This window comes from Solibacillus merdavium (genome assembly GCF_014836935.1).
GTDB classification, from domain to species: Bacteria; Bacillota; Bacilli; order Bacillales_A; family Planococcaceae; genus Solibacillus; species Solibacillus ferritrahens.
Genome location: NZ_JACSPW010000010.1, coordinates 13339 through 34316 on the forward strand (window position 1 = coordinate 13339; position 20978 = coordinate 34316).

Sequence of the window (20978 nt, forward strand, 5' to 3'; positions counted from 1 at the left end):
GTCAGCTTCGTTTATATAGAGAAGGGAGGGAGAACGTTTGAAATCTTCCGGGTTCATTGAAGAAGTGATGCATACTTATACCGACTACCTGTTTCGCGTCGCCTATTATTATGTTAAAGATTCACATATGGCAGAAGATATTGTGCAGGATGTGTTCATGAAATTATATTGTTCTAACTATGTGGAACAAGGCGAACTAAAGGCATATTTATCACGAATAACAGCGAATGCGTCCAAAGATTATTTAAAGAGCTGGGCGTACCGCAAAATCAAGTTAACTGAAAAGTTATTTTCAAAAGAAAAAGTTTTACATAGAGATCGCTTAGTGCACCAGGAAGAACTAAATACAATCGACAAAGCGATATTAGCATTGCCTCTAAAGCAAAGGGAGGCAATTGTTTATTACTATTTAGAAAGTTTATCGACCAAGGAAATTTCGGAGCTAGTAGAACGTCCCGAAAGTACAGTGAAATCGAGGCTAAAGATTGGACGGGATTTGCTGAAACAAAACCTTGCAAAAGAAGAATGGGAGGTGCTTTTACATGACTAATTATCGTTTAACACCACTTCGAGATACATCAGAGAATAAAAAACGCATTATGGAACATATGCGAAATAATATGCCATCACCCAAACCAACATCTAAACGTAATTGGATGCCGGCGCTCATTGCTGTTTTCACGCTTATCGTTGCTATATTTTTGATTGGTCCTTCTATGTATCAGGCGTTATTTAATAAACAAGATTTTACGATTGAAAAAGTTGTATTCCCTGAAACAGCGTATGATGCGTTAAATAATTCGACTTATCTTGATGAATCAAATGAATTTATTTATCGAACAGAGCACGGATTTTACTCATTTAATGTTACTAGTAAGAAAGAAACATTATTGGTAGAAACAACTCACTGGGGTTATGACTATGGAGTATCAGAAAACTGGCTTGTTTGGTCACAGCCTGTTGAAAATGAGGAAAAACTCCATGTATTGAATCGTCAAACGAATGAAGTCCAAATATATGAGACGGATTACTTTTACGGGATTGAAGTGAAGGACGATACATTGATTTATATGGGGCTCACTAGTATTGATGGAAATTCTTCAAGTGCTGCGTATAAAATGGTGGATTTGAAAACGGGAGAAATCAAAGAGTTGCGAAAACTTGGTGGAGAAGGGAGTAATAGTCGCCCGGCAATTAATGGCAGCCGTATCGCTATTTCTGAACGAGTAGAAATGGAGAGAGGAATGTCGACTGTAATTACCGTACAAGATTATAAAGAAATAAAAGATTACGGAAACTATACAGTGCCCTATAAATCTGTTCAAAATTTGCAGCTAAAAGGAAATCACGTTTACGGTTATATGTGGAATGAAGGAGACGATGAGCCTTTTATCGGTTCAATTGATATGGAAAGCGGTCAATTCCATGCAATTAATACTTCTTTCGAGGTACATGACTTTGCAACAGATGGTGAGCATTATGCTGTTTCGGTACAAAGAGGTGACAGCAATACAGTATGGTTATATGAAAATAATGATGGCGTATTAAAGCGAGTATCCAAGTTACCAAATATTAAAGAGCGTCTTGTTAAACCGAGATTTACAGAGGCAGGTAGCCTAGTTGTAAATGGAGAAGGACCAGATCGCGCCATGTACTTAATACGATTTAAATAGTGTGTAAAATGTGCATTTAGCGTCCATCTGAATTGCAATCCCAACACGGGTGTTTTCCAGTTACCAAGTTTGGCTCTACAGACTAAGGGTAAATACGTTAATAGCTAGGAGGGATAGACAATGAATACTAAATTTAAGATGGGCATTATTTCTCTTTCTGCTGCCTTAGCACTTGCTGCATGTGGTGGGGAAGGGGATGAAGATACTGCCCAAAATAAAACAACACAGGAAGAAACAAACGGAATATTAAATGAACAAAGTGAAGGTGCAGAAAAAGGTAGCGAGAAAGACATGGATCACTCTTCAATGAACCATTCGGGGACAGGTGAAGTTCCAGTAAATTTAAAAGAGGCACAAGATCCAACATTCCCTGTTGGGAGTAAAGCAATTATCCAGACGGATCACATGCCTGGTATGAAAAATGCTGAAGCCATAATTGCAGGAGCTTTTGATACAACGGTATATACGGTTTCCTATACACCGACTACGGGAGGAGAAACCGTTAAAGATCATAAATGGGTTATTCATGAAGAAATAGAGGACGCAGGTGAAGCGCCTTTAGAACCTGAAGCAGAAGTATTACTTGATGCGGATCATATGGAAGGGATGCAGGGAGCAACTGCCATAATAGATTCAGCTGAAGAAACAACGGTTTATATGATTGATTTTACTTCCACAACAGGAGAACAAGTAAAAAATCATAAATGGGTAACAGAAAGCGAACTATCTTCTAAATAAAATCAGAAAGGTGTCCATGTAAAGGTGGACATCTTTTATTGGGCGCCCTTCTCGAAAGATGGGTGCCCTTTTTGTATTTAGTTATAAGGTAGAAGTAACAATTATAAAAAATTCAGTGGCTTAAAAGTGGTGGCTTAAAAGTTTAGTTGCTTGAGAGGTAATTAGAATATATCTATACTTTAATTATGCAATAAGTGATAGTTATTAATAGGCGGCAGAGTATATCAAAGGGGGCTTTAAAATGAAGAGCGATTCAACATTTCAAAGAGAAGTAAAAGATTATTGGTATCCGAAATATAACAAGAATGGTTATCCTCATATTCAGCAGGGCTTCATCCTTTCTCCAGACAGGAATAAAGAATTTGACCCATTTATTTTAATGGCGGAAGACTGGTTCAAACGTGGAACATTCTCAGATCACCCACATCGGGGCTTCCAAACGGTAACGTATGTAATCGATGGAAGACTTGAACATATAGATAATGCAGGCGGATATAGCGTATTAGATGCTGGCGATGTTCAATATATGAATGCAGGTTGGGCTGCTAGACATGCGGAAGAAGCTTATGATGATGATCTTATTCATACATTACAGCTATGGCTGAACCTTCCGAAAAGCCTGAAACATACAGAGACAACTTATCAAAATATATATGTAGAAGATGCGCCTGTTGTAAATTTTGAAGGGGGCTCCATTCGAGTATATTCAGGCGAGATTGCAGGAGTAACAGGACCAATGAATAGTTTAGTCCCGATAACGATGACAGAAATTAGCCTCCGCGAAGGAGCGGAGTATACACATGTTTTACCTGAAAACCATAATTCATTTTTGTATATGCTGGCAGGAGAAATGGCGTTCGGGGATAATGAGACAAAGATTGCTAAAACAGGGGCAGCTACTTTATCCTTTTACGAAGAAGGTTCAGAAACTAATCAAAGTGAGTTGAAAATCAAAGCAGTCTCGCGTTCCAAAGTGTTAATTTATTCAGGCATTCCAATCCGTGAAGAGATTGCTCTCGGTGGACCATTTGTAATGAATACAATGGAAGAAATCAAAGAGGCATTCCGAGATTTTCAGCAAGGGAAGTTTGGCGCACCGGCCGTAAAAGAGAAGTAAGTTCAAAGAAACCAGATGGAGCGAAATCATCTGGTTTCTTTTTATAAATTAAAATAGTAGATCAGCGATAACTTGGACAATTAATAAGAAAAAGATAATAGGAAGCAAAATCTCAATCCATTTACCCTTTAAATAAGGGATAATTTTAAGACCGATTTGGGAGCCAACGATTGATCCGACAGCTACTGGAACGGCAACGCCCCAATTGACAATTCCATAAAAAAGGTAAAACAAAAATGCGGTCGTACAGCTTGCAAACATGACAAAGCGGGTCATTTCAGCAGCCATTACATAGCTGAATTGTTTTTTTAGAAAGTACGTTATATTTAAAAGCGCGGACCCCGTTCCAAGCCCGCCGTCATATATTCCTATAAGAAATGGAGCTATTAAAGTAGTTTTCTCTTCAATCTCAGGTTGTTCGTTAACAACTGCTTTTTTATTACTTTTTAAAACGAAAATGAACATCACGATTAACACAATACAAGCCACAATATTCATCGTTTGTTCCGACAGTCTTGTTGCTAAAAAGGCTCCGCTTATTCCGCCAACTGCAGCGATGAGCATGAATGGGATCATTTTTTTCAGCTGTACTCTCTTTTTCATTGTCAGAACAATAACCGTAGAAAAAGAAGATATGCCTGTTGCAAACTTATTTATTGCAACGGTTGCATGGATTGGGATGCCGACTAGTAATAAGGAAGGAAGTAATACAAATCCTGCCGCTCCAAACATTACACCCACAACTGCTGCAAGCAAACCAATTCCAAATAATATGAGACCATCAAATGATAGCCACTCTAGTAGTAAGTTTTCCAAACAAATCACCCCTAATGACAAAATACTGCTATACTACTCATAAAACAAATATATATATTTTGTTTATTCATAAATTTTAGTTATGAATGGGTGAGAAAATGAATTTACATACACTAAGAATTTTTACAAATGTCGCAAAGCTAGGCAGTATTACCGAAGCGGCAAATATACTGCATATTAGCCAGCCAGCTGTTACCGCACAGATTCGAAAACTTGAAGGGGAAATCGGGGTCAAGCTCATTACTGGAAAGGGAAGAGGGATACAACTAACCTCCGAAGGGGAATTTCTTTATGAACAAGGAATGCGCTTATTCTATTTAGAGGAACAAATTGATGAAAAATTTAACACATTTTTGGCGAAGAAGGAGAACGTAAAAATTGCTTCTTCTTATATTTCAACAAATTATATTTTACCGTCAATAATTGCGAGTTATAAATTGGAAAACCCACAAATCGATGTGTATGTATCGTTAGGTAATGTGCAGTCAGTAGAGCGGCTCGTCCTAAATTATGAAGTCGATTTTGGCTTTGTTGTACAGAGTAATATAGGTCATGAAGATTTATCCTTTGAGAAAATACTGGATATCCCATTTTGGTTTGTAGTAAATCCAACTCATCCTCTAGCAAATAAAGAAGTATCAATTTTTGAATTGAGTGGGCATGATTTTATTTATAGAGAACGGGGCAGTTCAACGCTGGATTTACTCGAGGCAATTTTTTATACACATAATTGTCCGCTACCAAAATTCGGCTTACAAATGGAAGGTGTACTTGAATCAATAAAAGTCGTGGAAGCTGGTTATGGAATGGCCATTGCACCAGCCGTAAGTGTAAAGGAGAAATTGGTACAAGGCAGTCTGGCGCGTGTATTTGTAGATCAGGTAGAAATCAGTCAAAGCCTGTTTATTTGTACAAGGAAAGCAGATCAGAATGAGTATCCGTTTATTCAATTTTTAAAAAGGAAATTAGGAGATTTAGAAATCTAACTTCCCTTTATTATGTTAACCGTAGTTTCTATCCAAAAACAGAAGCATATAACTAGCTGCAAAAAGAATAATAGCAATTCTAGTAATAATATATATTGAAAGCTCTGATGAATTCAGTTTTCTTTCCCTCTTCATTTTTTTAAAATGTCTATAATAATAGATGGAACACAGTAATAATATAACTGCTGATATTTGAAAAATGTTCTCTAATAAATGAACCAAAAAACCGCTCCTCACTTAAGGATTTTTTCCCCTTTAGGACAAAGGAATCCATTGGGGTGGGGGGATAAATTAAACTTCATCTCAAATCAGCATGGCTATGGGTGCTGGAATCGTATCGGTCATTATTTGTGTATATTATATACAACCGTATCGAATAATTCCCCGTTCGTATAAAGTAAAATTGCCCATTCCCCTGATTTGGGTATTTTAACGCTAGAAGGAATATGAGCGTCAGCTCCATTATTCTCACCACCAAGTTTCAGTGACCAACCATCAATAAGTATTGGATGAACAGTACCTGATTCTCTATGAAAGCCAACTACTGTAAGATCGGTATTTGTGGCATTTTCTGTTCCCCAAAGGTGCCACATCCACTTTTGACCATTTAAACTCGGCATATCTGCTCCTATTACACCGGATTTTTTTTCATTGCCAATCATTCCGCTGTCCCCAAATTTTACAGCCTTTCTATCCCAATCAATTGTTTCAATATCACTCTTTTGAACAAATGAAGGAATTGTAGCAGGTAAAATAAGTTCTTTTTCTATTTCTTCTTGAGCAGGTGTACAGCCTGTTATGCAAAGTAGCATACTGAAAAATATTAAGATTATTTTTATCCTATTCATAGTATCGCCTCCCCAAAATAACCAAATAGTTGTAAATTTTAAATGATCAACCGTACAATGAGATTAATTATCTCAATAAAAAGTTCTACAAATTCGGCAACTATTCCTTTTTTTAATGGATGCACTATTAGGAGGATTTCTATGATCTATCAAATTTTGCTAGGCAAACAGTTTGAGCAGCTCCATCCAAAATTACAGCATCGATATACAATGCCCTTTTATGCAAAGGGAGTCATGCATGAGATTCAAACAGGTTCTACTTTTATAAAGCCTGTTTATCTACTCGGAAAGCATGTGAATTTCTTGTTTCCTGAAAACGGCAAAAACATTCCTTTTACACTTAAAAATACATGGGATGGCAAGGACACTGTAATATTTGAAAGAACTTTTTACTTCCCTGCCGCAACAAGAACCTTTACAACTGCAATGCATGTTAATTTAAACAGTCTAACAGCACGTGATTATTTAGGTAAACCCACCATTGTATCTGCTGATTTAGAATTTTTCACAACGAAAGATGGTGGTCTCATTACAAAATCAGGGGCACAAAAGCTTGTCGCAGGTCCTGTTGAAATTCCGCTGCCTTCTATTTTAGAAGGGCGTGGCAGCGCGGTTGAATGCTTTAATGAACAAAAACAAATGTATACAATTGAAATTGCTACATACAATCCCCTATTCGGTAAAATTGTCAGCTATATTGGGGAGTTTAAAGAAACAGAACCTTTTTAGCAGTTTTTCTGCACGAGATTTAATCAATAAAAAAAAGAGAAAAAATTTTTTGGGATAGTAATCGCTTACAAAATTGACACATATAAACAGATGGAATAATCTGAAAATATAACATCTGGAGGTGTGTACAATGAAGCTTTTAACCAATCCTAAGCCATTCAAAGAATTGATTCCTAAAGTTTTGCAAGTGATTTTGAATATTGGTTTATCGGTACTGGCGTTAGCTCTATGCGTCATGCTCATCGTCGAGATGGTCGAATTTCTAAAGTTTATAATTAATAGCGGGAAGCAGGAGTATAAATACTTTTTAGCAAAAATTTTAGTCTTCTTTCTGTACTTTGAGTTTATAACAATGATTGTGAAATACTTTAAAGAGGATTACCATTTCCCGCTTCGTTACTTTATGTACATCGGGATTACGGCAATGCTCCGGCTCATTATTGTCGAACATGATTCTGCATTAGATACACTTATTTTCGCAGGAGTTATATTAATTTTAATCATTGGTTACTATATTATTAATATAACTCCGAGAGAGAGACCAGTGAAGAAATATTAAATACAGTGAGTATAAGTTTCAAGTCTTGAAAGGGCTTGAGGCTTATTTTAAAGTGTAATAGCAGGTTCCTTAATTCTTAACTACATTTATTAGCCACTTATCATCCGCATCTTTTGAAACAATAAGTTTCACTTGAATATCTTTAAATATAATTTCCCCTTCTTTTCTGACTGTTGCCGCCATATTAACCGTATCTATATAACGAATATCTTTATAAGAAGCGATATATTTTAGCACCTCATTATTTGAAAGGGATTTCAGCTTTTCAACCGCAACGTCTGCATTAATACCTAACGTTATAAATTCCCTCACAAGAGTTGACTGATTAAAAAAGTTTAGCTCATCTCTATCAGCCTTTACTAGCATATTGGCAAACTGTGAACGCTTAATGGGTGTATTAGGTTTAAAGTTACCATCCTGATAGCCAGATATAATTCCGAGTGTTTCAAGTGTGGCAATTTGTTGTCCCCATGGATCCGTAAAGTAATTGCCGTTAAAGATATCCGATTTACCAGCTCCATTCTCTTTGTAGCTGTGACGTTGAATTAGTGGAATGTCATAGGCTTTTATAATGATTCCAGCAAATTGTCCACGTGTTAAAGGTTGATTTATACCAAATGCCCAATCGAAAGAATTTCCGACAGTATAGCCACGCATTATTCCATTAAAGAACAGTCTATCAATATAAGGGTAAAATTGATCTGTCTTCGGCACGTCTATATAGTCGATTCCATAATACAAATCTGAGTATTCTACCTCTTTTAAACGATTGTCCAATGCCTTTGTTAATATACTGGAAACCTGTCCACGTGTAATATTTTCATAAGGTCTAAACTTAGGTAAAGTTCTGCTAATAGCCTTTTGATCTAATAAATATTGAACAGATGGATAAAAGTTGTCAGATTCCTTTACGTCAGTGTAATGTACTTTGGCATTTGCGCCGGCACTTGTCGAAAATAACAATCCTAATGCTATACTAAGAGATACAAAAGTTCTTTTCATTTATCCAGCTCCTTTAATTATTTGGGTTAATTTTCCTTTAACATACCATATTATTACCAGAATAATCAATAAATTGATAGAAAAGCTTTGTATTTCATTAATAATCTTAGTGAATAGAGTAATTAAAAAGTGCAGCCAAAGTACAATTTAGTGTACGTTGGCTGCACTTCTATTTGGATACATCTTTTTTTCCTTAAATTTTGAAACGACTAACAGCTGTCGCAAGGTCAGTGCTCAAGTGATTTAACTCCTCTGATGCCTGTGCGACCGATTGAATCGCATGTAACTGCTCGTCGGTCGATGCACTTACTTCTTCACAAGCAGCAGCTGCTGTTTGTGAATTCATCGACATTTCCTCGATTGTATCAAGCACACGGTCTTTGTATTTATTTACATTATCAATTTCTGAATGAACAGCAATAAATGAATGGTTTACACGGTCAATTAAATTAGATAGCTGCGCGAACAGCTCGCCCGTTGTATTAACGACTTCATTTGATTCATTAAAAGACCGCTTCATTTCATTCATACGAATTGTCACATCATGAGACTGACTTTGAAGCTGATGAATCGTTTTTTTGACGGTTTCTGTTGCCTCAGCCGATTGTTCAGCCAGTTTGCGTACCTCTTCTGCAACAACCGCAAATCCCTTGCCGTGCTCACCAGCACGAGCAGCCTCAATGGAAGCATTAAGTGCAAGTAAATTTGTCTGGGTTGAAATAGAGGAAATCGTATTCATTATAGAATCGATTGAAACAATTTGTGACTCTAACAACATAATCACCTTTGTCAGCTCTATTAGTTCCTGATCATTTTCTGTAAAGCTTTCTAAAAGGTTATCCATCTTCTGACGACCTTCCTGATTCAGGGACGCTGCTTCTTTTGTTGTTTGTTCAACTTGAGTGGATAGATTTTTCATATTGTTGATTTTCTCGCTTAAACTTGTTGATTGCTCCGTCACAATATCCGCCTGGTCAGATGTATTCGCAGCACTAATTGCAATTTCATTTACAGCTTGTGCCACTTGAACCGAAGAGGCGCTCGTTTGTTCAGCCATCGCACTTAAATGTTGTGAGCGATCATCTACTTGTTCGGAAGAGGTTTTTACAATACTAATAATATTTTTCATTTCACCAATCATTGAGTTAAAGTGGTGAGCTAAACGTCCAATTTCATCTTTTGTTTTTACATCAATATGAACAGTTAAATCTCCTTGAGATACTTTCCCCATTAATGTACCGAGGGCAAAGAGCGGTTGAACAATTTTTGAAATAAAGAAGTATAGCACGATAAAGGTAATAGTCAATATTCCAATTGTAATTAAGAAAATAATCTTTTGAATATCAGTTGCTGTACTGTTGAGACTGGATTTATCATAAATCGTGGCTATGGTCCAATCTACATTATCGATACGCTCTGAAACGATAATACTCGCCACATTATTTATTGATTCTTTAATAGTTGCAGATTCAGTTGTTTGCAGTAACTGCTTAGCGTATGGTTCCCCCGATAGGTCCTCACCTGCGAGATCGGGGTGGACAATTGCTAAGCCTGTACGGTCAAAAATGACAGGATATCCTTTATATCCAAGCTCCATTGCTGAAACCATTTCTGTTAAGTTTGTTAATAAAATATCTGCTGCAAGTACCCCGGTTACTTGGTCATTTACTTTTATGCCTGTCACCCCAGTAATAGTAAAAGTACCAGTTGCCGCATCCAAATAGGGCTCTGTCCAGCTCACGACATCCGGATTCTCTAGGCCAAGCTGATACCAAGGGCGTGTTGTCGCATCGATATCTTCGAGACCATCAAAGTGAGGCTCATACATCAACCCTTCAACGTCAGCAGTATAAATTCCGGACACATTAGGGTATGTAGCTAAAAATGTTTGAAAATCCTGACGAAGTGTTGCATCCGCTTCGTCAAAAAGCACACTATTATTCAAATAGTAGTTTTCAATTTCATCAGATTGTGCAATTATTTGAAGAGAGTTACCATAATTTTCTAAAACTGTTTGAACATTCGTTGATAACTGTTCCACAATGATCTTACTTTGATTCACAACGCTTTCTTCTGTTTTGTTCGAAATAATAATAGAACTAATGGTTGCCAATGATCCTAAGCCAATAATAATAATCATAATAACTATCCCTATTATTTTCCATTTTACTGATATTTTCATAGACTCATCCTTAAATTAATAGTAAGTTTTTACTTTTCTAATAATAATAATAATAGTAAATAATGAATATTGCAAAATCATTTTTTGTTATTATTAATATAATATTATTCCAAAAAATGAAGGGGGATTGAAAATGATTTTAGAAACAGAAAGACTCTTATTAAAGCCTTATGAAAAAGAATTTGCAGATGACATTTACGAGGTCGTGAAGCATAAGGAAATTGCAGATACAATGGTGATGATTCCGCATCCTTATCCTCGTGAAGTGGTGTATAGTTGGATTTCTTATTTACAGAAAAGTTTTGAACAAGGAAAGGCCTATGAATTTGCAGCATTTCTAAAAGAAAATGGCCGTTATATTGGAAATTGTGGGTTAGTTACGATTTCAAAAAATCACAGAAATGCTGAAGTAGGTTATTTTATTGATGTTTCGGAGTGGGGCAAGGGATATGCAACAGAAGCATGCAAGAAAATAATAGAATATGGATTTCAGGAACATCAATTAAATAGAATTTATAGCCGCTGCATGGTTAGAAATACCGCTTCAAGAAAAGTAATGGAAAAGTCAGGAATGATATGGGAAGGGCGCCATAGACAAGAGTTTTTAAAAGATGGTGTATATGAAGATATGGATTATTTAGCTATTTTAGCAGAAGATTATATTAAAAATAATTAGATGTTCTGTCCTTTTAGGAATCATTATTATACTTCTAATAAAACGCTTGAAATGTTGTTATAGCAATATTTTAAGTGTTTTATATTTTTGTGGGCAAATACTTCAAAAATATATAGTAAATGTCCATATATAAGGGTAGTAATTTATATGAACGATAGTTTTTATAAAAAAGGAGGTTTTATTTTGAAGTTGCTTGTCGGATTAAGCATAGTGATATTATTTTTCTTCGGATGTTCAGCAAAAGAAGACGAACAGGTTCAGCCTTTGCCTGCAAATGAGGACATACAGGTTGATGGACGATATGAAGCCATCGTAACTAACCTTAATGCACCATGGGCAATTAATAAGCTCGGTGATAGTTTTTATATTACGGAGCGTACAGGTAATATTGTAAAGGTAGAGCAAGGTGAAGTAGTAAGACAGGAAGTAAGCTTGGAACAAACACTTTCAACTGCTTCAGAGGCAGGCTTATTGGGACTTGTATTAGCACCGGATTTCGAACAGTCAAATAAAGCATTTGCGTATTATACTTATGAAAAGGGACAAGAACAGTTTAATCGGGTTGTGTTACTTCAATTAGAAAACAATATATGGCAAGAGCAGCAAGTGCTTGTTGACGAAATCCCAAGTGGAACTTATCATCACGGTGGTCGTTTGAAAATAGGTCCAGATAACATGCTTTATGCTACAGCGGGTGATGCGTCAGATCCTGAAATTGCGCAAGATACGGATTCGTTAGGTGGAAAAATATTGCGTCTGAATTTAGATGGCAGTATTCCAAAGGACAACCTATTCCCTGGCTCATATGTATATAGCTATGGGCACCGGAACCCGCAAGGCATCACTTGGTCTCCGGATGGAAAAATGTATGCGAGTGAACATGGGCAAAGTGCGAATGATGAAATTAATGAAATTGAAGCAGGAAAAAATTATGGCTGGCCTACTATTGAAGGGGATGAAGAACAAGAAGGATTAATGTCTCCTTTATTTACCTCAGGTGAGGGAACGACTTGGGCTCCTTCAGGTATGGCTTTTTACAATGGAAAGCTATATGTTGCTGCACTGAGAGGGACGGCGATACTTGCTTTTAATTTAGATACAAAAGAAGTGGAAGAAATCGTTAATGATGTAGGTCGAGTACGGGATGTTTGGATAGAAGAAGATAAACTTTACTTTATTACGAATAATACAGATGGTCGAGGAAATCCATCTAATAAAGATGATCAGCTATACTCATTGGACTTATAGAATAAAAAGGGGCTAGTAAAAGCAGATAACTTTTACTAGCCCTTTTACACGTCGTCTTTTATTCAGACTGTTCTTCCCAAAACAAATCGTCCAACGTTTTATTTAATGTTTTACAAATCGCTATGCACACACTTAATGTTGGATTGTATTTCCCGAGCTCAATGAGTCCGATCGTTTGTCGAGTTACCCCCACTTTTTTAGCCAATTCCTCCTGCGATAAATCATGTTCAATACGAGCCATTTTTAAACGTACATTTTTCATCTGTATTCACCACGTATCTTCATCATCTTTTAACATCTTATCATTTACTTGTTTGCTTTTCTTCACAGCTGATTGATGGCCAATAAATAAAAATAGCGCTAGAAACGGTGCGTAAATAAGCAATGAAATTAAAAATACCATAAAGAAATATTCTATCGCCTGGGCATTACTGTCTGCATAGTTGATGCCACTATTTAATCCCATTGCTAAAGCGATTACGACACCAGTAAAAATGCCGATAAAAATAGTCTTGGTGCTATAGCGGAATTTACTATTCGCATCATGGATTTCAACCTCTTCCGATAAAACCCCCGTATACATCGCGCGGTAACTATAATAAATACCGCATGCTATTAGGATAATAAGTTCAGTTGCTATATACTCGACACCGCGACCGTAAATAATCATTTTAGTAATTAATGAAATAAGACAAATAATGGATACGATGTAGTAAACTTCACGATAAATTTTGTTTTGGATATTTTGTACACGTTCATCAACAATTTTACGATTAAATAACCCCATAAATAACGCCCCTTTATTCTATTTGATAATTTCATTATACAATATAAATTACATAATGCAATTTATATATGTCATAAAGTGATGTATTTTTTGCTTTGAAAATACGTTCAAATGACTATTAATGTATTTTAATTAATGATATGTTATTTTCATACAATTATTTTAAATGCGGAGGGTATATAAATGCTTGATACGATTAGAAGTGTTAGCGATGGGGATCAAATTATAGAAGTAATTCATGCAGCGTTTAAATGTTATGAAGATGATCCGATGCCCTCGAGTGCGTTAATTGAAACGGCATCAACAATTAAAAAAGAGCTTGAAAGTAATGTACTAATATTTGGTGCAGAAGTTCTAGGACAGCTTGCTGGGGTTGTAAAGGTTAGATGTTTTAAAGATCATTTTTATTTTTCAAGGTTATCAGTGTTGCCTGAATTCCAAGGGCAAGGAATAGCAAGTGCGATTGTAAGATATATTGAAAAGCAGGCAATACAAGAGCAGACGCCTTATGTACGCTGCAAAGTTCGGAAATCGGAAGGGGATAATATTCGTTTGTATAAGAAGCTGGGGTACCATATTTCACAAGAAGAAGTAATGACGAGCCCATTAGGTTTTGTTATGGAGACGGTAACGATGGAAAAGGAGATTGATTGGGAAGGAAATTAAACCACCAACAAGATTACTGTTAGTGGCTGTATGATTATTTCACCTCTATACTAAACACATAAGAGGCACTTCCTTTACTCCAACGACTGGAAACGACATAAATATAAACGCCGCGTTCTTTTGGGGCAGTAATTGTATTATCCACAAATTCTATTTCACCTATATTGTCATTGTTCCAAACTGATATAGAAATCTCTTCGGTTGGTTTTTTATTAAACTTGATTTGAAGTTTGCTTTGGGGTGCCACAACCGTTGGAACTACTCCCTTTTCCTTTATTTGTTCGGAAGGTGAAATGTAATCGACACATTGCTGTCGCCAGATTTCATTCCAACAATAAGAACTTTTCAAAACCGTCACTCTTCTATCATCTGTAGTAACCGATGCATTAGGCACACCGCTATTTGTCGTGATAAAAATGACTATAATTACAATGGAAAGCAGAGCGCCTATTCTAAGAGCCTTCATACATCACCTCTCCTTGGGAAAATAGGTAAGGATCTATCTGGAAAGTAGACTTAGATAGATCCTGAAAACAATTTTTATTTTATTACTCCATGGAGCGTTAAGGCTTGTAAAAAGACTTCACTAATATGAAGCATAGATTGCTCATCAACATCAAATTTCGGATGGTGATGCGGGTAAATAGCATTAATGTCGTCATTACCGCCACCAACAAAGAAGAATGTACCGGGCTTTTCCTGCAAATAATACGTGAAATCTTCAGCACCCATACGAGGCGGTACATTGACAACTTGAAGCTCAGGTAAATTGTTCGAAACAGCTTCACGTAATGCAACTGTTTCAGTAGGATGATTGTATACAGCATCATAGCCGCGTGTATAGTGGAAATCGAGCTGGGCATCGTACTGAATTTCAATTGCTTTACATAAGTTATTTAGTTTTTGCTCTACCATATTGCGTACGTCCGGATTAAAAGTACGTACAGTCCCTGTTAAATAAGCTTTATCAGGAATAACATTGCCGACTGTACCACTCTCGATTTTGCCGACGGTAATTACAGCGGATTCAATTGGATCGGCATTACGGCTAACAATTGGCTGCACACCAAACACAAATTGTGCTGCTGCCATAATCGGATCAATCGTTTCGTGCGGAGATGCGCCGTGACCTCCTTTTCCTTGAATCGTCAGTTCGAAAAAGTCTGCAGCGGCCATTGAATAGCCTTCACAAAACAGTACCGTACCAACCTCGCTCCAGGATGAAACATGCGCCCCATATACGTAATCGACACCTTCCAAACAACCTGCCTCTACCATCGCTTTTGCCCCACCAGGAACAACTTCTTCAGCGAACTGGTGAATAAAAACGATATTGCCGTGTAGAATTTCTCGTGCATCGGCAAGTGCTTTGGCTAAACCAAGAAGCGCAGCAGTATGAATATCGTGTCCACACGCATGACTTACCCCATCAATTTTAGATTTGTAGGACACATCCTTTTCATCTTGAATCGGAAGTGCGTCAAAATCTGCACGAAATGCAATAGTTGGTCCATCATAAGCCCCTTTTAGAAACCCAACAACGCCATTACCGCCAACGTTTTCTTTTACTTCAATGCCTAATGAAGCAAGTTTATCAGCGATAAGTTTTGGTGTATTTACTTCTTTAAAAGAAAGCTCAGGATACATGTGTAAATGTCTACGGATTTCAATCATCTCATCAAAATTGGCTTGTAGCTTTTCTAAAATGCTCAATTCATCCACCCCTAAATTTTATAGTTGTAACGCTTCCCACTCTTCTCGTAAAACCCCCATACGAATTGAATCATAATATTGACCATCATAATAGCGGACTTTACGAATACGTGCTTCCATTTGCATGCCGAGTTTTTCACCTACACGAATCATACGTTCATTGCCTGACCAAGTTGTGAGTCCAACCCGAACAAGTGGCATTGACTCAAATAAATGTCCAATCCATAATTTCAATGCGCGTGTGCCAATACCTTTGCCCCACGAGCCAGCTTCGTGTAAAACAATGCCGATTTCGAGCCATTTGGAAGGCTTATGCTCCCAGTAATACGTAATAATTCCGCGTACTACACCAGCTACTTCAATAACCCAATAGCTATCATCGCCAATCCAATCGCGCTTTGTTTGAATGAAGCTTTCGTAAGGCATAGCTTTATGCGGATAGTAGGGTGCATCCCACTTTTTCCATTCAGGCTGTTCCTCTTTATATATAAGCTCCCATAAGCGTTTCATATCATTTTCTACAATTGGTCGAATCGTTAAATCTTGATCTTTATACATTGTTCTCCTCTTTTCAAGTGTTCTTTTTTGTAATAGATTGAAAAGAGCATAGTTCTACTTTCCAATCACCTAGGTTGTGTGTTTCATTAAGTTCATTAATTTCTATTTATTAACTTAATATTATTTTATCAGAAAATTAAATCAATTATTAGTGGTGTTTCATTAAAAAAGGAATATGAAGATGAGCCGTGTTTGGGATGGCTCTCTTGCTGTTTTTAGGAAATATTCGATTTTAATAGAAAATAAATGATATTTATAAGAGAATTATTGTAATAGATAATAAAAGTAGGGGTAAAAGGTAAAGATTAATGAAAATGAGCCGAGTTTAATGATAAGAACTATTAATATTGCTTATTAAGAACTATAATAATCCATTAAAGCGTAATGGGAATATAAATAATAATAGAATATCAATAAATTAAAAGTGAGGTGGAGAAATGGCTGTGGTAGAGCAAACAAATGTCCTAGGATCCATCCAACTGACAGTAGAAGAATTACAAAATATAAAATTGGCATTAGATGAAGCCTCTATTTTAGCTGTTACTGACCAGCGCGGTGTAATTACAATGGTTAACGACCGATTTTGTGAAATATCTAAATATGAAAGAAATGAGCTTATTGGACAGGATCACCGACTGTTAAACTCAGCTTACCACCCAAAAACTTTTTTTAAGGAAATGTGGCGCACAATTGGTTCTGGACAAACTTGGCATGGTGAAATTTGTAACTGTGCAAAAGATGGTTCAATATATTGGGTGCAAACGACTATCGTGCCATTTCTAAATTCCAAAGGAAAACCGTATCAATACATTTCCATTCGTTCAGATATTACAGCTCGGAAGAAAATCGGAGAAATGATACATATCGCCCATCATGATGATTTGACAGGACTGCAAAATCGCCGACAATTAATAAATGACTTAAATAAATTGATAGAAGTAGAAAATCAGCCATTCACACTTATGCTGTTTGATGTAAATCGTTTTAAAAATATTAATGATGGTTTAGGTCATCATATAGGTGATATTTTTTTGGTTGAAATAGCCCAGCGAATGAAAACATTAAATAGTGATGAAGTCACTTTTTACCGGTTAAGTGGCGATGAGTTTGTTTGTATTTTAAAGGAACCCGAATTACTGGAAAAAATTGCGGATGACCTCCAAAATAAAATTCAGCGGCAATTCGATTTAAATAATCATAAATTTTATGCATCAATTAGTATTGGAGCCGTGAATTACCCCGAACACGGTCAGTCAGCGCAGGATATCCTAAAATATGCAGATATTGCGATGTATGAAGCGAAGAAAAGCAATAATAAAGGCTATGTAATTTATAAAAAGCAGCAACGTTTTTCTCATAACCAAATGCTGAAATTAGAGACGAGATTGCATGATGCAATTATTAACGAGGCTTTTGAGCTATATTACCAGCCTAAAGTAAATTTGCAGACGAATAAAATTGATGGAATGGAAGCCCTAATTCGTTGGTTTGATGAGGAGCTTGGCTTTGTGGCCCCGGATGAATTTATACCATTTGCAGAAGAGGTTGGTTTTATAACAGACATTAGTGAATGGGTAATTGCTACGGCTGGACGTCAAGTTATGGAATGGAACAAACAATTTAACTTAAAACTACGTGTCGCGGTTAATATTTCGCCAAGCCATTTAAAAGCAGAAGATTTTATTGAGCGTTTGAAAAATATACTAAAGACCAATGATATTTCGCCAAGTTCATTGGAAATAGAAATTACCGAAATGAGCTTTTTAGATCAAAATACAGATTTACTGAACACGATAATGCAATTGAAAGAAATGGGTATTACATTAGCCATTGATGATTTTGGTACAGGGTACTCATCATTGAGCTATTTAAAAAGATTTCCGGTTGATCTACTGAAAATCGATCGGTCGTTCATCCATGAAATGTATAAAAATGAAGCGGATGTTGCAATGGTCTCAGCTATTATAACGTTGGCGCGGGCACTTGATTTAAAGATAGTTGCAGAAGGTGTAGAAGAAAACAAAGACTTGTTGCTACTACGTGAATTTAACTGTGAGTTTGTCCAAGGTTACTATTACAGCCGACCATTAAATATTGAGGATTTTTCAAAACGTTTAAGTGAGAAGGGTATACGAGTATAACTATCCACGCATGTTGATGTATATTAATTTTGTGAAAAGTTTTAAGAAGCTAAGAATAAAAAGCCATGGCTTGCCCTAAAAACTGATAGAAAAACCATGGCGGTTACTTATTTAATTCCATATTTCCGGTCTAATGTGACAATACGTGCGTCGTCATTTGGTCGATTCATAATTAAGTCAGCTATAATTTTCGAGCCGAGCATGCTATAAACTGTGCCATTGCCGCCAAAGCCAAGCAAATAATAATGATTTGGGTCTTCTGGATGTTGCCCGATAAATGGAAGGTGGTCTAAAGATTCCCCGAACGATGCACAATATTTGTATGGTGCATGAAACGTTTCGTCAGGCAATAACTCATGGAGTTTATCGATTAGCTCACGTGCCATCGCGTCGACTACTGTTTCATGTTTGGCGGGTGATGATTTTCTTTCATCCAACCCACCGATAATAATGCGATTGTCCACCGTTTTTCTCATATATAAATATGGACGGGCCGTTTCCCAAATTAGTGCATCCTCAAACCAGCCTTTAAAGCTTGGTTTTTGCTCGGTAACAATCGCATAGGAGCGATTAATGTCAGCGCCCTTTATTGTTGCATACGGGAGCCGCTCATAACCTGTTGTATAGACGATCCGTGATGCTTTAAAGTCACCATTCATTGTTCGCAGAATAATCTCATTTCCTTCGTTTTCAATCACATTGGCGTACGTATGTTCAAATAAATCCATTCCTTGCCCTATTAGCTGTTCTGCTAAGGAAACAACAAATTTATAAGGATTTATTTCTGCATCATCATTCGTGTACAATGCAGCAGGCGCTTTAAAAGGCAACCGCTTTTCTACGACAAGTTCGTTCCAGAACTCAGCAGGAAAACCGTGTTTTATTAACATCTCACATTCTTTTTCCAGTACTTTTACATCGCCTTTTTTACTTGCATAACAAATGCTCGGGCGTCGAATAAAATCTGCCTGATCGAGCAATGAATGTGCTATTTCCTCTAATTGGTCTACGGCTTTATAGCAAAGTTTATAAAAGCGCACTGCATCCTCTTCACCTATCAATTCGCTTAATTCATGTAGCTGGATGTCATTTGAATATTGGAGGAGTCCAGTATTGGCGGCAGTACTGCCAGAGCCAATTTCGTTTCGTTCTAACACGGCTACTTTTAAGCCCTCATCAATCAATGCCTTCGCTGTTAATATTCCACTCATTCCAGCACCGACCACGATGACATCGTAATGCGGTCTAATGGGTGGGTTCGAATGTTGTTTTTTAACGAATGTACTCGGCCAAAACAATAAGCCGTTGTGTAATTCCATATATAGTCCCCCTTGAGATGATCTAGAGAATATTTCCCGTTCTTTACTATTTCTAATCTTGGAATTTTTAGATTAAATAAATATGGGTAAAGAGGAAAGAATAGAAATTAGAAGGAGGTATAGTAGATGGATCCTTATATTTTTGGATTTTTTGCATTAGCTTATATTGTTATCTTAATTTGGGGAATTACGAAACATAAAAAAACAGCCTCGGCAATTATATTTTTTGTCATCCTTGCCCTTATTTATGATAATGCAATATTAGCGGTAGGACACTTGTTTGGAGAAGGGGAGTTACTAAAAAATTTAAGCTATGGACGATTCTGGCTTCACGCAATCTTTACCCCAACATTGATTATTTTTTCATTATTCGTTATGAGAGAAGCGAACATTCAGTTTGCCTATAAAAAATGGGTTGCCTTTTCATTTGGTGCTTTATGGATTTTGGCAATGATTGTCGAGTATTTTACGGAGCTAAGTGGTCTTGAACTCGCACCACAAGAGTCATATGGGGTACTTAACTATAGTACAACTGAAGCCGCATCAGGACCTCCACTCATGATTTTAATAGTTCTTGTAGCATTATTAATCGCTGCAATTATGCTTGCTTGGAAAAGAAAGTGGTGGTGGATGCTTGTCGGAACAATCTTTATGACAATTGGCAGTGCGTTCCCGCTCGATATCGGGAGCGATGCGATTACAAATGCATTCGAATTATTTTTAATTGCAACGTTAATGTGGACAGCCATTCATTTTTCAAATGAAAGAGAGCATAAAAGATATTAATAAATAATTGTGCTAGTTTTTTACTTAGCACAATTATTTTTTGTACACTACCTTGCAATGAACATTAGTGTTTGATACACTACTGTATATAAAACAATAGTGAGGTGTGAGGTGAAGTAGTGAATCCTCAATTTAAAAAAGGTGTATTAAATTTATGTGTACTCGCCTTGTTAGAGCAGAAAGATATGTACGGATATGAGCTTGTCCAGGCGATCTCAACACAAATAGAAATTTCAGAAGGCTCGGTCTATCCGTTATTGCGCAGGCTCACAAAAGATGGGCTTTTCACAACGTACTTAATGGAGTCTACAGAGGGACCGCCACGCAAATATTATCAAATTACCGAACAAGGCATTGAACAACTAAACAGCTTACGTAATGAATGGGAAAGTTTTATTTCAGGTGTAAATACTTTAATTCAAGGGAGCAAATAA

The 20978-nt window shown here is 36.7% G+C and carries 23 protein-coding genes; 13 read left to right on the forward strand and 10 right to left on the reverse strand.

Annotated elements, in window-relative coordinates; translation table 11 throughout:
- Nucleotides 1–37 precede the first annotated feature (37 nt).
- From H9632_RS11430 to H9632_RS11445, 4 genes are all read left to right on the forward strand, one after another.
- On the forward strand, nucleotides 38–550 hold the full coding sequence (locus H9632_RS11430; protein WP_225223810.1) for a sigma-70 family RNA polymerase sigma factor: 513 nt from the start codon (nucleotides 38–40) through the stop codon (nucleotides 548–550).
- The gene (locus H9632_RS11435; RefSeq protein WP_191704209.1) at nucleotides 543–1673 is read left to right on the forward strand and encodes a hypothetical protein; all 1131 of its coding nucleotides are present in this window, start codon (nucleotides 543–545) and stop codon (nucleotides 1671–1673) included. Before H9632_RS11430 ends, H9632_RS11435 begins: the two co-directional genes overlap by 8 nt.
- 120 nt (nucleotides 1674–1793) lie before the next feature.
- The gene (locus H9632_RS11440; RefSeq protein WP_191704210.1) at nucleotides 1794–2411 is read left to right on the forward strand and encodes a YdhK family protein; all 618 of its coding nucleotides are present in this window, start codon (nucleotides 1794–1796) and stop codon (nucleotides 2409–2411) included.
- Between the two features lie 241 nt (nucleotides 2412–2652).
- Nucleotides 2653–3528 (forward strand): pirin family protein, encoded by an 876-nt coding sequence (locus H9632_RS11445; protein ID WP_191704211.1) that lies wholly within the window; start codon nucleotides 2653–2655, stop codon nucleotides 3526–3528.
- Between the two features lie 48 nt (nucleotides 3529–3576).
- Here H9632_RS11445 and H9632_RS11450 read toward each other — a convergent pair whose 3' ends face one another.
- Entirely contained in the window at nucleotides 3577–4344 is a 768-nt protein-coding gene (locus H9632_RS11450; protein ID WP_191704212.1) for a sulfite exporter TauE/SafE family protein, read from the reverse strand.
- Between the two features lie 98 nt (nucleotides 4345–4442).
- On the opposite strand from H9632_RS11450, the gene H9632_RS11455 reads away from it, so the two are divergent.
- Nucleotides 4443–5330, forward strand: coding sequence for a LysR family transcriptional regulator (locus H9632_RS11455; protein WP_191704213.1), 888 nt, complete (start codon nucleotides 4443–4445; stop codon nucleotides 5328–5330).
- A gap of 344 nt (nucleotides 5331–5674) precedes the next feature.
- Here H9632_RS11455 and H9632_RS11460 read toward each other — a convergent pair whose 3' ends face one another.
- Complete coding sequence (locus H9632_RS11460; protein WP_191704214.1) at nucleotides 5675–6178, reverse strand: hypothetical protein; 504 nt, start codon at nucleotides 6176–6178, stop codon at nucleotides 5675–5677.
- 141 nt (nucleotides 6179–6319) lie between these two features.
- Between H9632_RS11460 and H9632_RS11465 the strand changes: the two genes are divergently transcribed.
- Together H9632_RS11465 and psiE are read left to right on the forward strand one after the other, a co-directional pair.
- Nucleotides 6320–6907 carry a DUF4166 domain-containing protein gene (locus tag H9632_RS11465; RefSeq protein WP_191704215.1) on the forward strand — a complete coding sequence of 196 codons (588 nt, stop codon included), beginning with the start codon at nucleotides 6320–6322 and terminating at the stop codon, nucleotides 6905–6907.
- Nucleotides 6908–7037: 130 nt separating this feature from the next.
- Entirely contained in the window at nucleotides 7038–7466 is a 429-nt protein-coding gene (gene psiE, locus H9632_RS11470; RefSeq protein WP_191704216.1) for a phosphate-starvation-inducible protein PsiE, read from the forward strand.
- A 69-nt stretch (nucleotides 7467–7535) separates the two neighbouring features.
- Here the strand turns inward: psiE and H9632_RS11475 are convergent, their stop codons facing one another.
- On the reverse strand, nucleotides 7536–8468 hold the full coding sequence (locus tag H9632_RS11475) for an S-layer homology domain-containing protein (protein ID WP_191704217.1): 933 nt from the start codon (nucleotides 8466–8468) through the stop codon (nucleotides 7536–7538).
- 193 nt (nucleotides 8469–8661) lie between these two features.
- Nucleotides 8662–10650: a methyl-accepting chemotaxis protein gene (locus H9632_RS11480; RefSeq protein ID WP_191704218.1), complete on the reverse strand. Its 1989-nt coding sequence runs from the start codon at nucleotides 10648–10650 to the stop codon at nucleotides 8662–8664.
- Nucleotides 10651–10783: 133 nt separating this feature from the next.
- On the opposite strand from H9632_RS11480, the gene H9632_RS11485 reads away from it, so the two are divergent.
- Complete coding sequence (locus H9632_RS11485) at nucleotides 10784–11326, forward strand: GNAT family N-acetyltransferase (RefSeq protein WP_191704219.1); 543 nt, start codon at nucleotides 10784–10786, stop codon at nucleotides 11324–11326.
- Between the two features lie 183 nt (nucleotides 11327–11509).
- A complete protein-coding gene (locus H9632_RS11490) occupies nucleotides 11510–12574 on the forward strand; it encodes a PQQ-dependent sugar dehydrogenase (RefSeq protein WP_225223812.1) in 1065 nt (354 codons plus the stop codon).
- A gap of 58 nt (nucleotides 12575–12632) precedes the next feature.
- Here H9632_RS11490 and H9632_RS11495 read toward each other — a convergent pair whose 3' ends face one another.
- Nucleotides 12633–12836: a helix-turn-helix transcriptional regulator gene (locus tag H9632_RS11495; protein WP_191704221.1), complete on the reverse strand. Its 204-nt coding sequence runs from the start codon at nucleotides 12834–12836 to the stop codon at nucleotides 12633–12635.
- A 6-nt stretch (nucleotides 12837–12842) separates the two neighbouring features.
- Nucleotides 12843–13361, reverse strand: coding sequence for a DUF6773 family protein (locus tag H9632_RS11500; protein WP_191704222.1), 519 nt, complete (start codon nucleotides 13359–13361; stop codon nucleotides 12843–12845).
- 183 nt (nucleotides 13362–13544) lie between these two features.
- On the opposite strand from H9632_RS11500, the gene H9632_RS11505 reads away from it, so the two are divergent.
- Complete coding sequence (locus tag H9632_RS11505) at nucleotides 13545–14027, forward strand: GNAT family N-acetyltransferase (protein WP_191704223.1); 483 nt, start codon at nucleotides 13545–13547, stop codon at nucleotides 14025–14027.
- Between the two features lie 34 nt (nucleotides 14028–14061).
- On the opposite strand, the gene H9632_RS11510 is transcribed toward H9632_RS11505, so the two are convergent.
- From H9632_RS11510 to H9632_RS11520, 3 genes are all read right to left on the reverse strand, one after another.
- On the reverse strand, nucleotides 14062–14493 hold the full coding sequence (locus H9632_RS11510) for a hypothetical protein (RefSeq protein ID WP_191704224.1): 432 nt from the start codon (nucleotides 14491–14493) through the stop codon (nucleotides 14062–14064).
- A gap of 74 nt (nucleotides 14494–14567) precedes the next feature.
- The gene (locus H9632_RS11515; protein WP_191704225.1) at nucleotides 14568–15740 is read right to left on the reverse strand and encodes a M20 metallopeptidase family protein; all 1173 of its coding nucleotides are present in this window, start codon (nucleotides 15738–15740) and stop codon (nucleotides 14568–14570) included.
- An 18-nt stretch (nucleotides 15741–15758) separates the two neighbouring features.
- Entirely contained in the window at nucleotides 15759–16298 is a 540-nt protein-coding gene (locus H9632_RS11520; protein WP_191704226.1) for a GNAT family N-acetyltransferase, read from the reverse strand.
- 437 nt (nucleotides 16299–16735) lie between these two features.
- Between H9632_RS11520 and H9632_RS11525 the strand changes: the two genes are divergently transcribed.
- Nucleotides 16736–18439: a putative bifunctional diguanylate cyclase/phosphodiesterase gene (locus H9632_RS11525; protein WP_191704227.1), complete on the forward strand. Its 1704-nt coding sequence runs from the start codon at nucleotides 16736–16738 to the stop codon at nucleotides 18437–18439.
- Nucleotides 18440–18546: 107 nt separating this feature from the next.
- Here the strand turns inward: H9632_RS11525 and H9632_RS11530 are convergent, their stop codons facing one another.
- The gene (locus H9632_RS11530; protein WP_191704228.1) at nucleotides 18547–19758 is read right to left on the reverse strand and encodes an NAD(P)/FAD-dependent oxidoreductase; all 1212 of its coding nucleotides are present in this window, start codon (nucleotides 19756–19758) and stop codon (nucleotides 18547–18549) included.
- A 126-nt stretch (nucleotides 19759–19884) separates the two neighbouring features.
- Here H9632_RS11530 and H9632_RS11535 point away from each other — a divergent pair, with 126 nt between their 5' ends.
- Both H9632_RS11535 and H9632_RS11540 read left to right on the forward strand, forming a co-directional pair.
- A complete protein-coding gene (locus tag H9632_RS11535; RefSeq protein WP_191704229.1) occupies nucleotides 19885–20544 on the forward strand; it encodes a phospholipid phosphatase in 660 nt (219 codons plus the stop codon).
- A 119-nt stretch (nucleotides 20545–20663) separates the two neighbouring features.
- The gene (locus H9632_RS11540; RefSeq protein ID WP_191701435.1) at nucleotides 20664–20978 is read left to right on the forward strand and encodes a PadR family transcriptional regulator; all 315 of its coding nucleotides are present in this window, start codon (nucleotides 20664–20666) and stop codon (nucleotides 20976–20978) included.

Excerpts from the sequence above, each read along its gene's own strand:
- H9632_RS11435 (WP_191704209.1), top strand. The coding sequence starts at position 543 with ATGACTAATTATCGTTTAACACCACTTCGAGATACATCAGAGAATAAA.
- H9632_RS11440 (WP_191704210.1), top strand. The coding sequence starts at position 1,794 with ATGAATACTAAATTTAAGATGGGCATTATTTCTCTTTCTGCTGCCTTA.
- H9632_RS11445 (WP_191704211.1), top strand. The coding sequence starts at position 2,653 with ATGAAGAGCGATTCAACATTTCAAAGAGAAGTAAAAGATTATTGGTAT.
- H9632_RS11455 (WP_191704213.1), top strand. The coding sequence starts at position 4,443 with ATGAATTTACATACACTAAGAATTTTTACAAATGTCGCAAAGCTAGGC.
- H9632_RS11460 (WP_191704214.1), bottom strand. The coding sequence starts at position 6,178 with ATGAATAGGATAAAAATAATCTTAATATTTTTCAGTATGCTACTTTGC.
- H9632_RS11465 (WP_191704215.1), top strand. The coding sequence starts at position 6,320 with ATGATCTATCAAATTTTGCTAGGCAAACAGTTTGAGCAGCTCCATCCA.
- psiE (WP_191704216.1), top strand. The coding sequence starts at position 7,038 with ATGAAGCTTTTAACCAATCCTAAGCCATTCAAAGAATTGATTCCTAAA.
- H9632_RS11475 (WP_191704217.1), bottom strand. The coding sequence starts at position 8,468 with ATGAAAAGAACTTTTGTATCTCTTAGTATAGCATTAGGATTGTTATTT.
- H9632_RS11480 (WP_191704218.1), bottom strand. The coding sequence starts at position 10,650 with ATGAAAATATCAGTAAAATGGAAAATAATAGGGATAGTTATTATGATT.
- H9632_RS11485 (WP_191704219.1), top strand. The coding sequence starts at position 10,784 with ATGATTTTAGAAACAGAAAGACTCTTATTAAAGCCTTATGAAAAAGAA.
- H9632_RS11495 (WP_191704221.1), bottom strand. The coding sequence starts at position 12,836 with ATGAAAAATGTACGTTTAAAAATGGCTCGTATTGAACATGATTTATCG.
- H9632_RS11500 (WP_191704222.1), bottom strand. The coding sequence starts at position 13,361 with ATGGGGTTATTTAATCGTAAAATTGTTGATGAACGTGTACAAAATATC.
- H9632_RS11505 (WP_191704223.1), top strand. The coding sequence starts at position 13,545 with ATGCTTGATACGATTAGAAGTGTTAGCGATGGGGATCAAATTATAGAA.
- H9632_RS11510 (WP_191704224.1), bottom strand. The coding sequence starts at position 14,493 with ATGAAGGCTCTTAGAATAGGCGCTCTGCTTTCCATTGTAATTATAGTC.
- H9632_RS11520 (WP_191704226.1), bottom strand. The coding sequence starts at position 16,298 with ATGTATAAAGATCAAGATTTAACGATTCGACCAATTGTAGAAAATGAT.
- H9632_RS11525 (WP_191704227.1), top strand. The coding sequence starts at position 16,736 with ATGGCTGTGGTAGAGCAAACAAATGTCCTAGGATCCATCCAACTGACA.
- H9632_RS11530 (WP_191704228.1), bottom strand. The coding sequence starts at position 19,758 with ATGGAATTACACAACGGCTTATTGTTTTGGCCGAGTACATTCGTTAAA.
- H9632_RS11535 (WP_191704229.1), top strand. The coding sequence starts at position 19,885 with ATGGATCCTTATATTTTTGGATTTTTTGCATTAGCTTATATTGTTATC.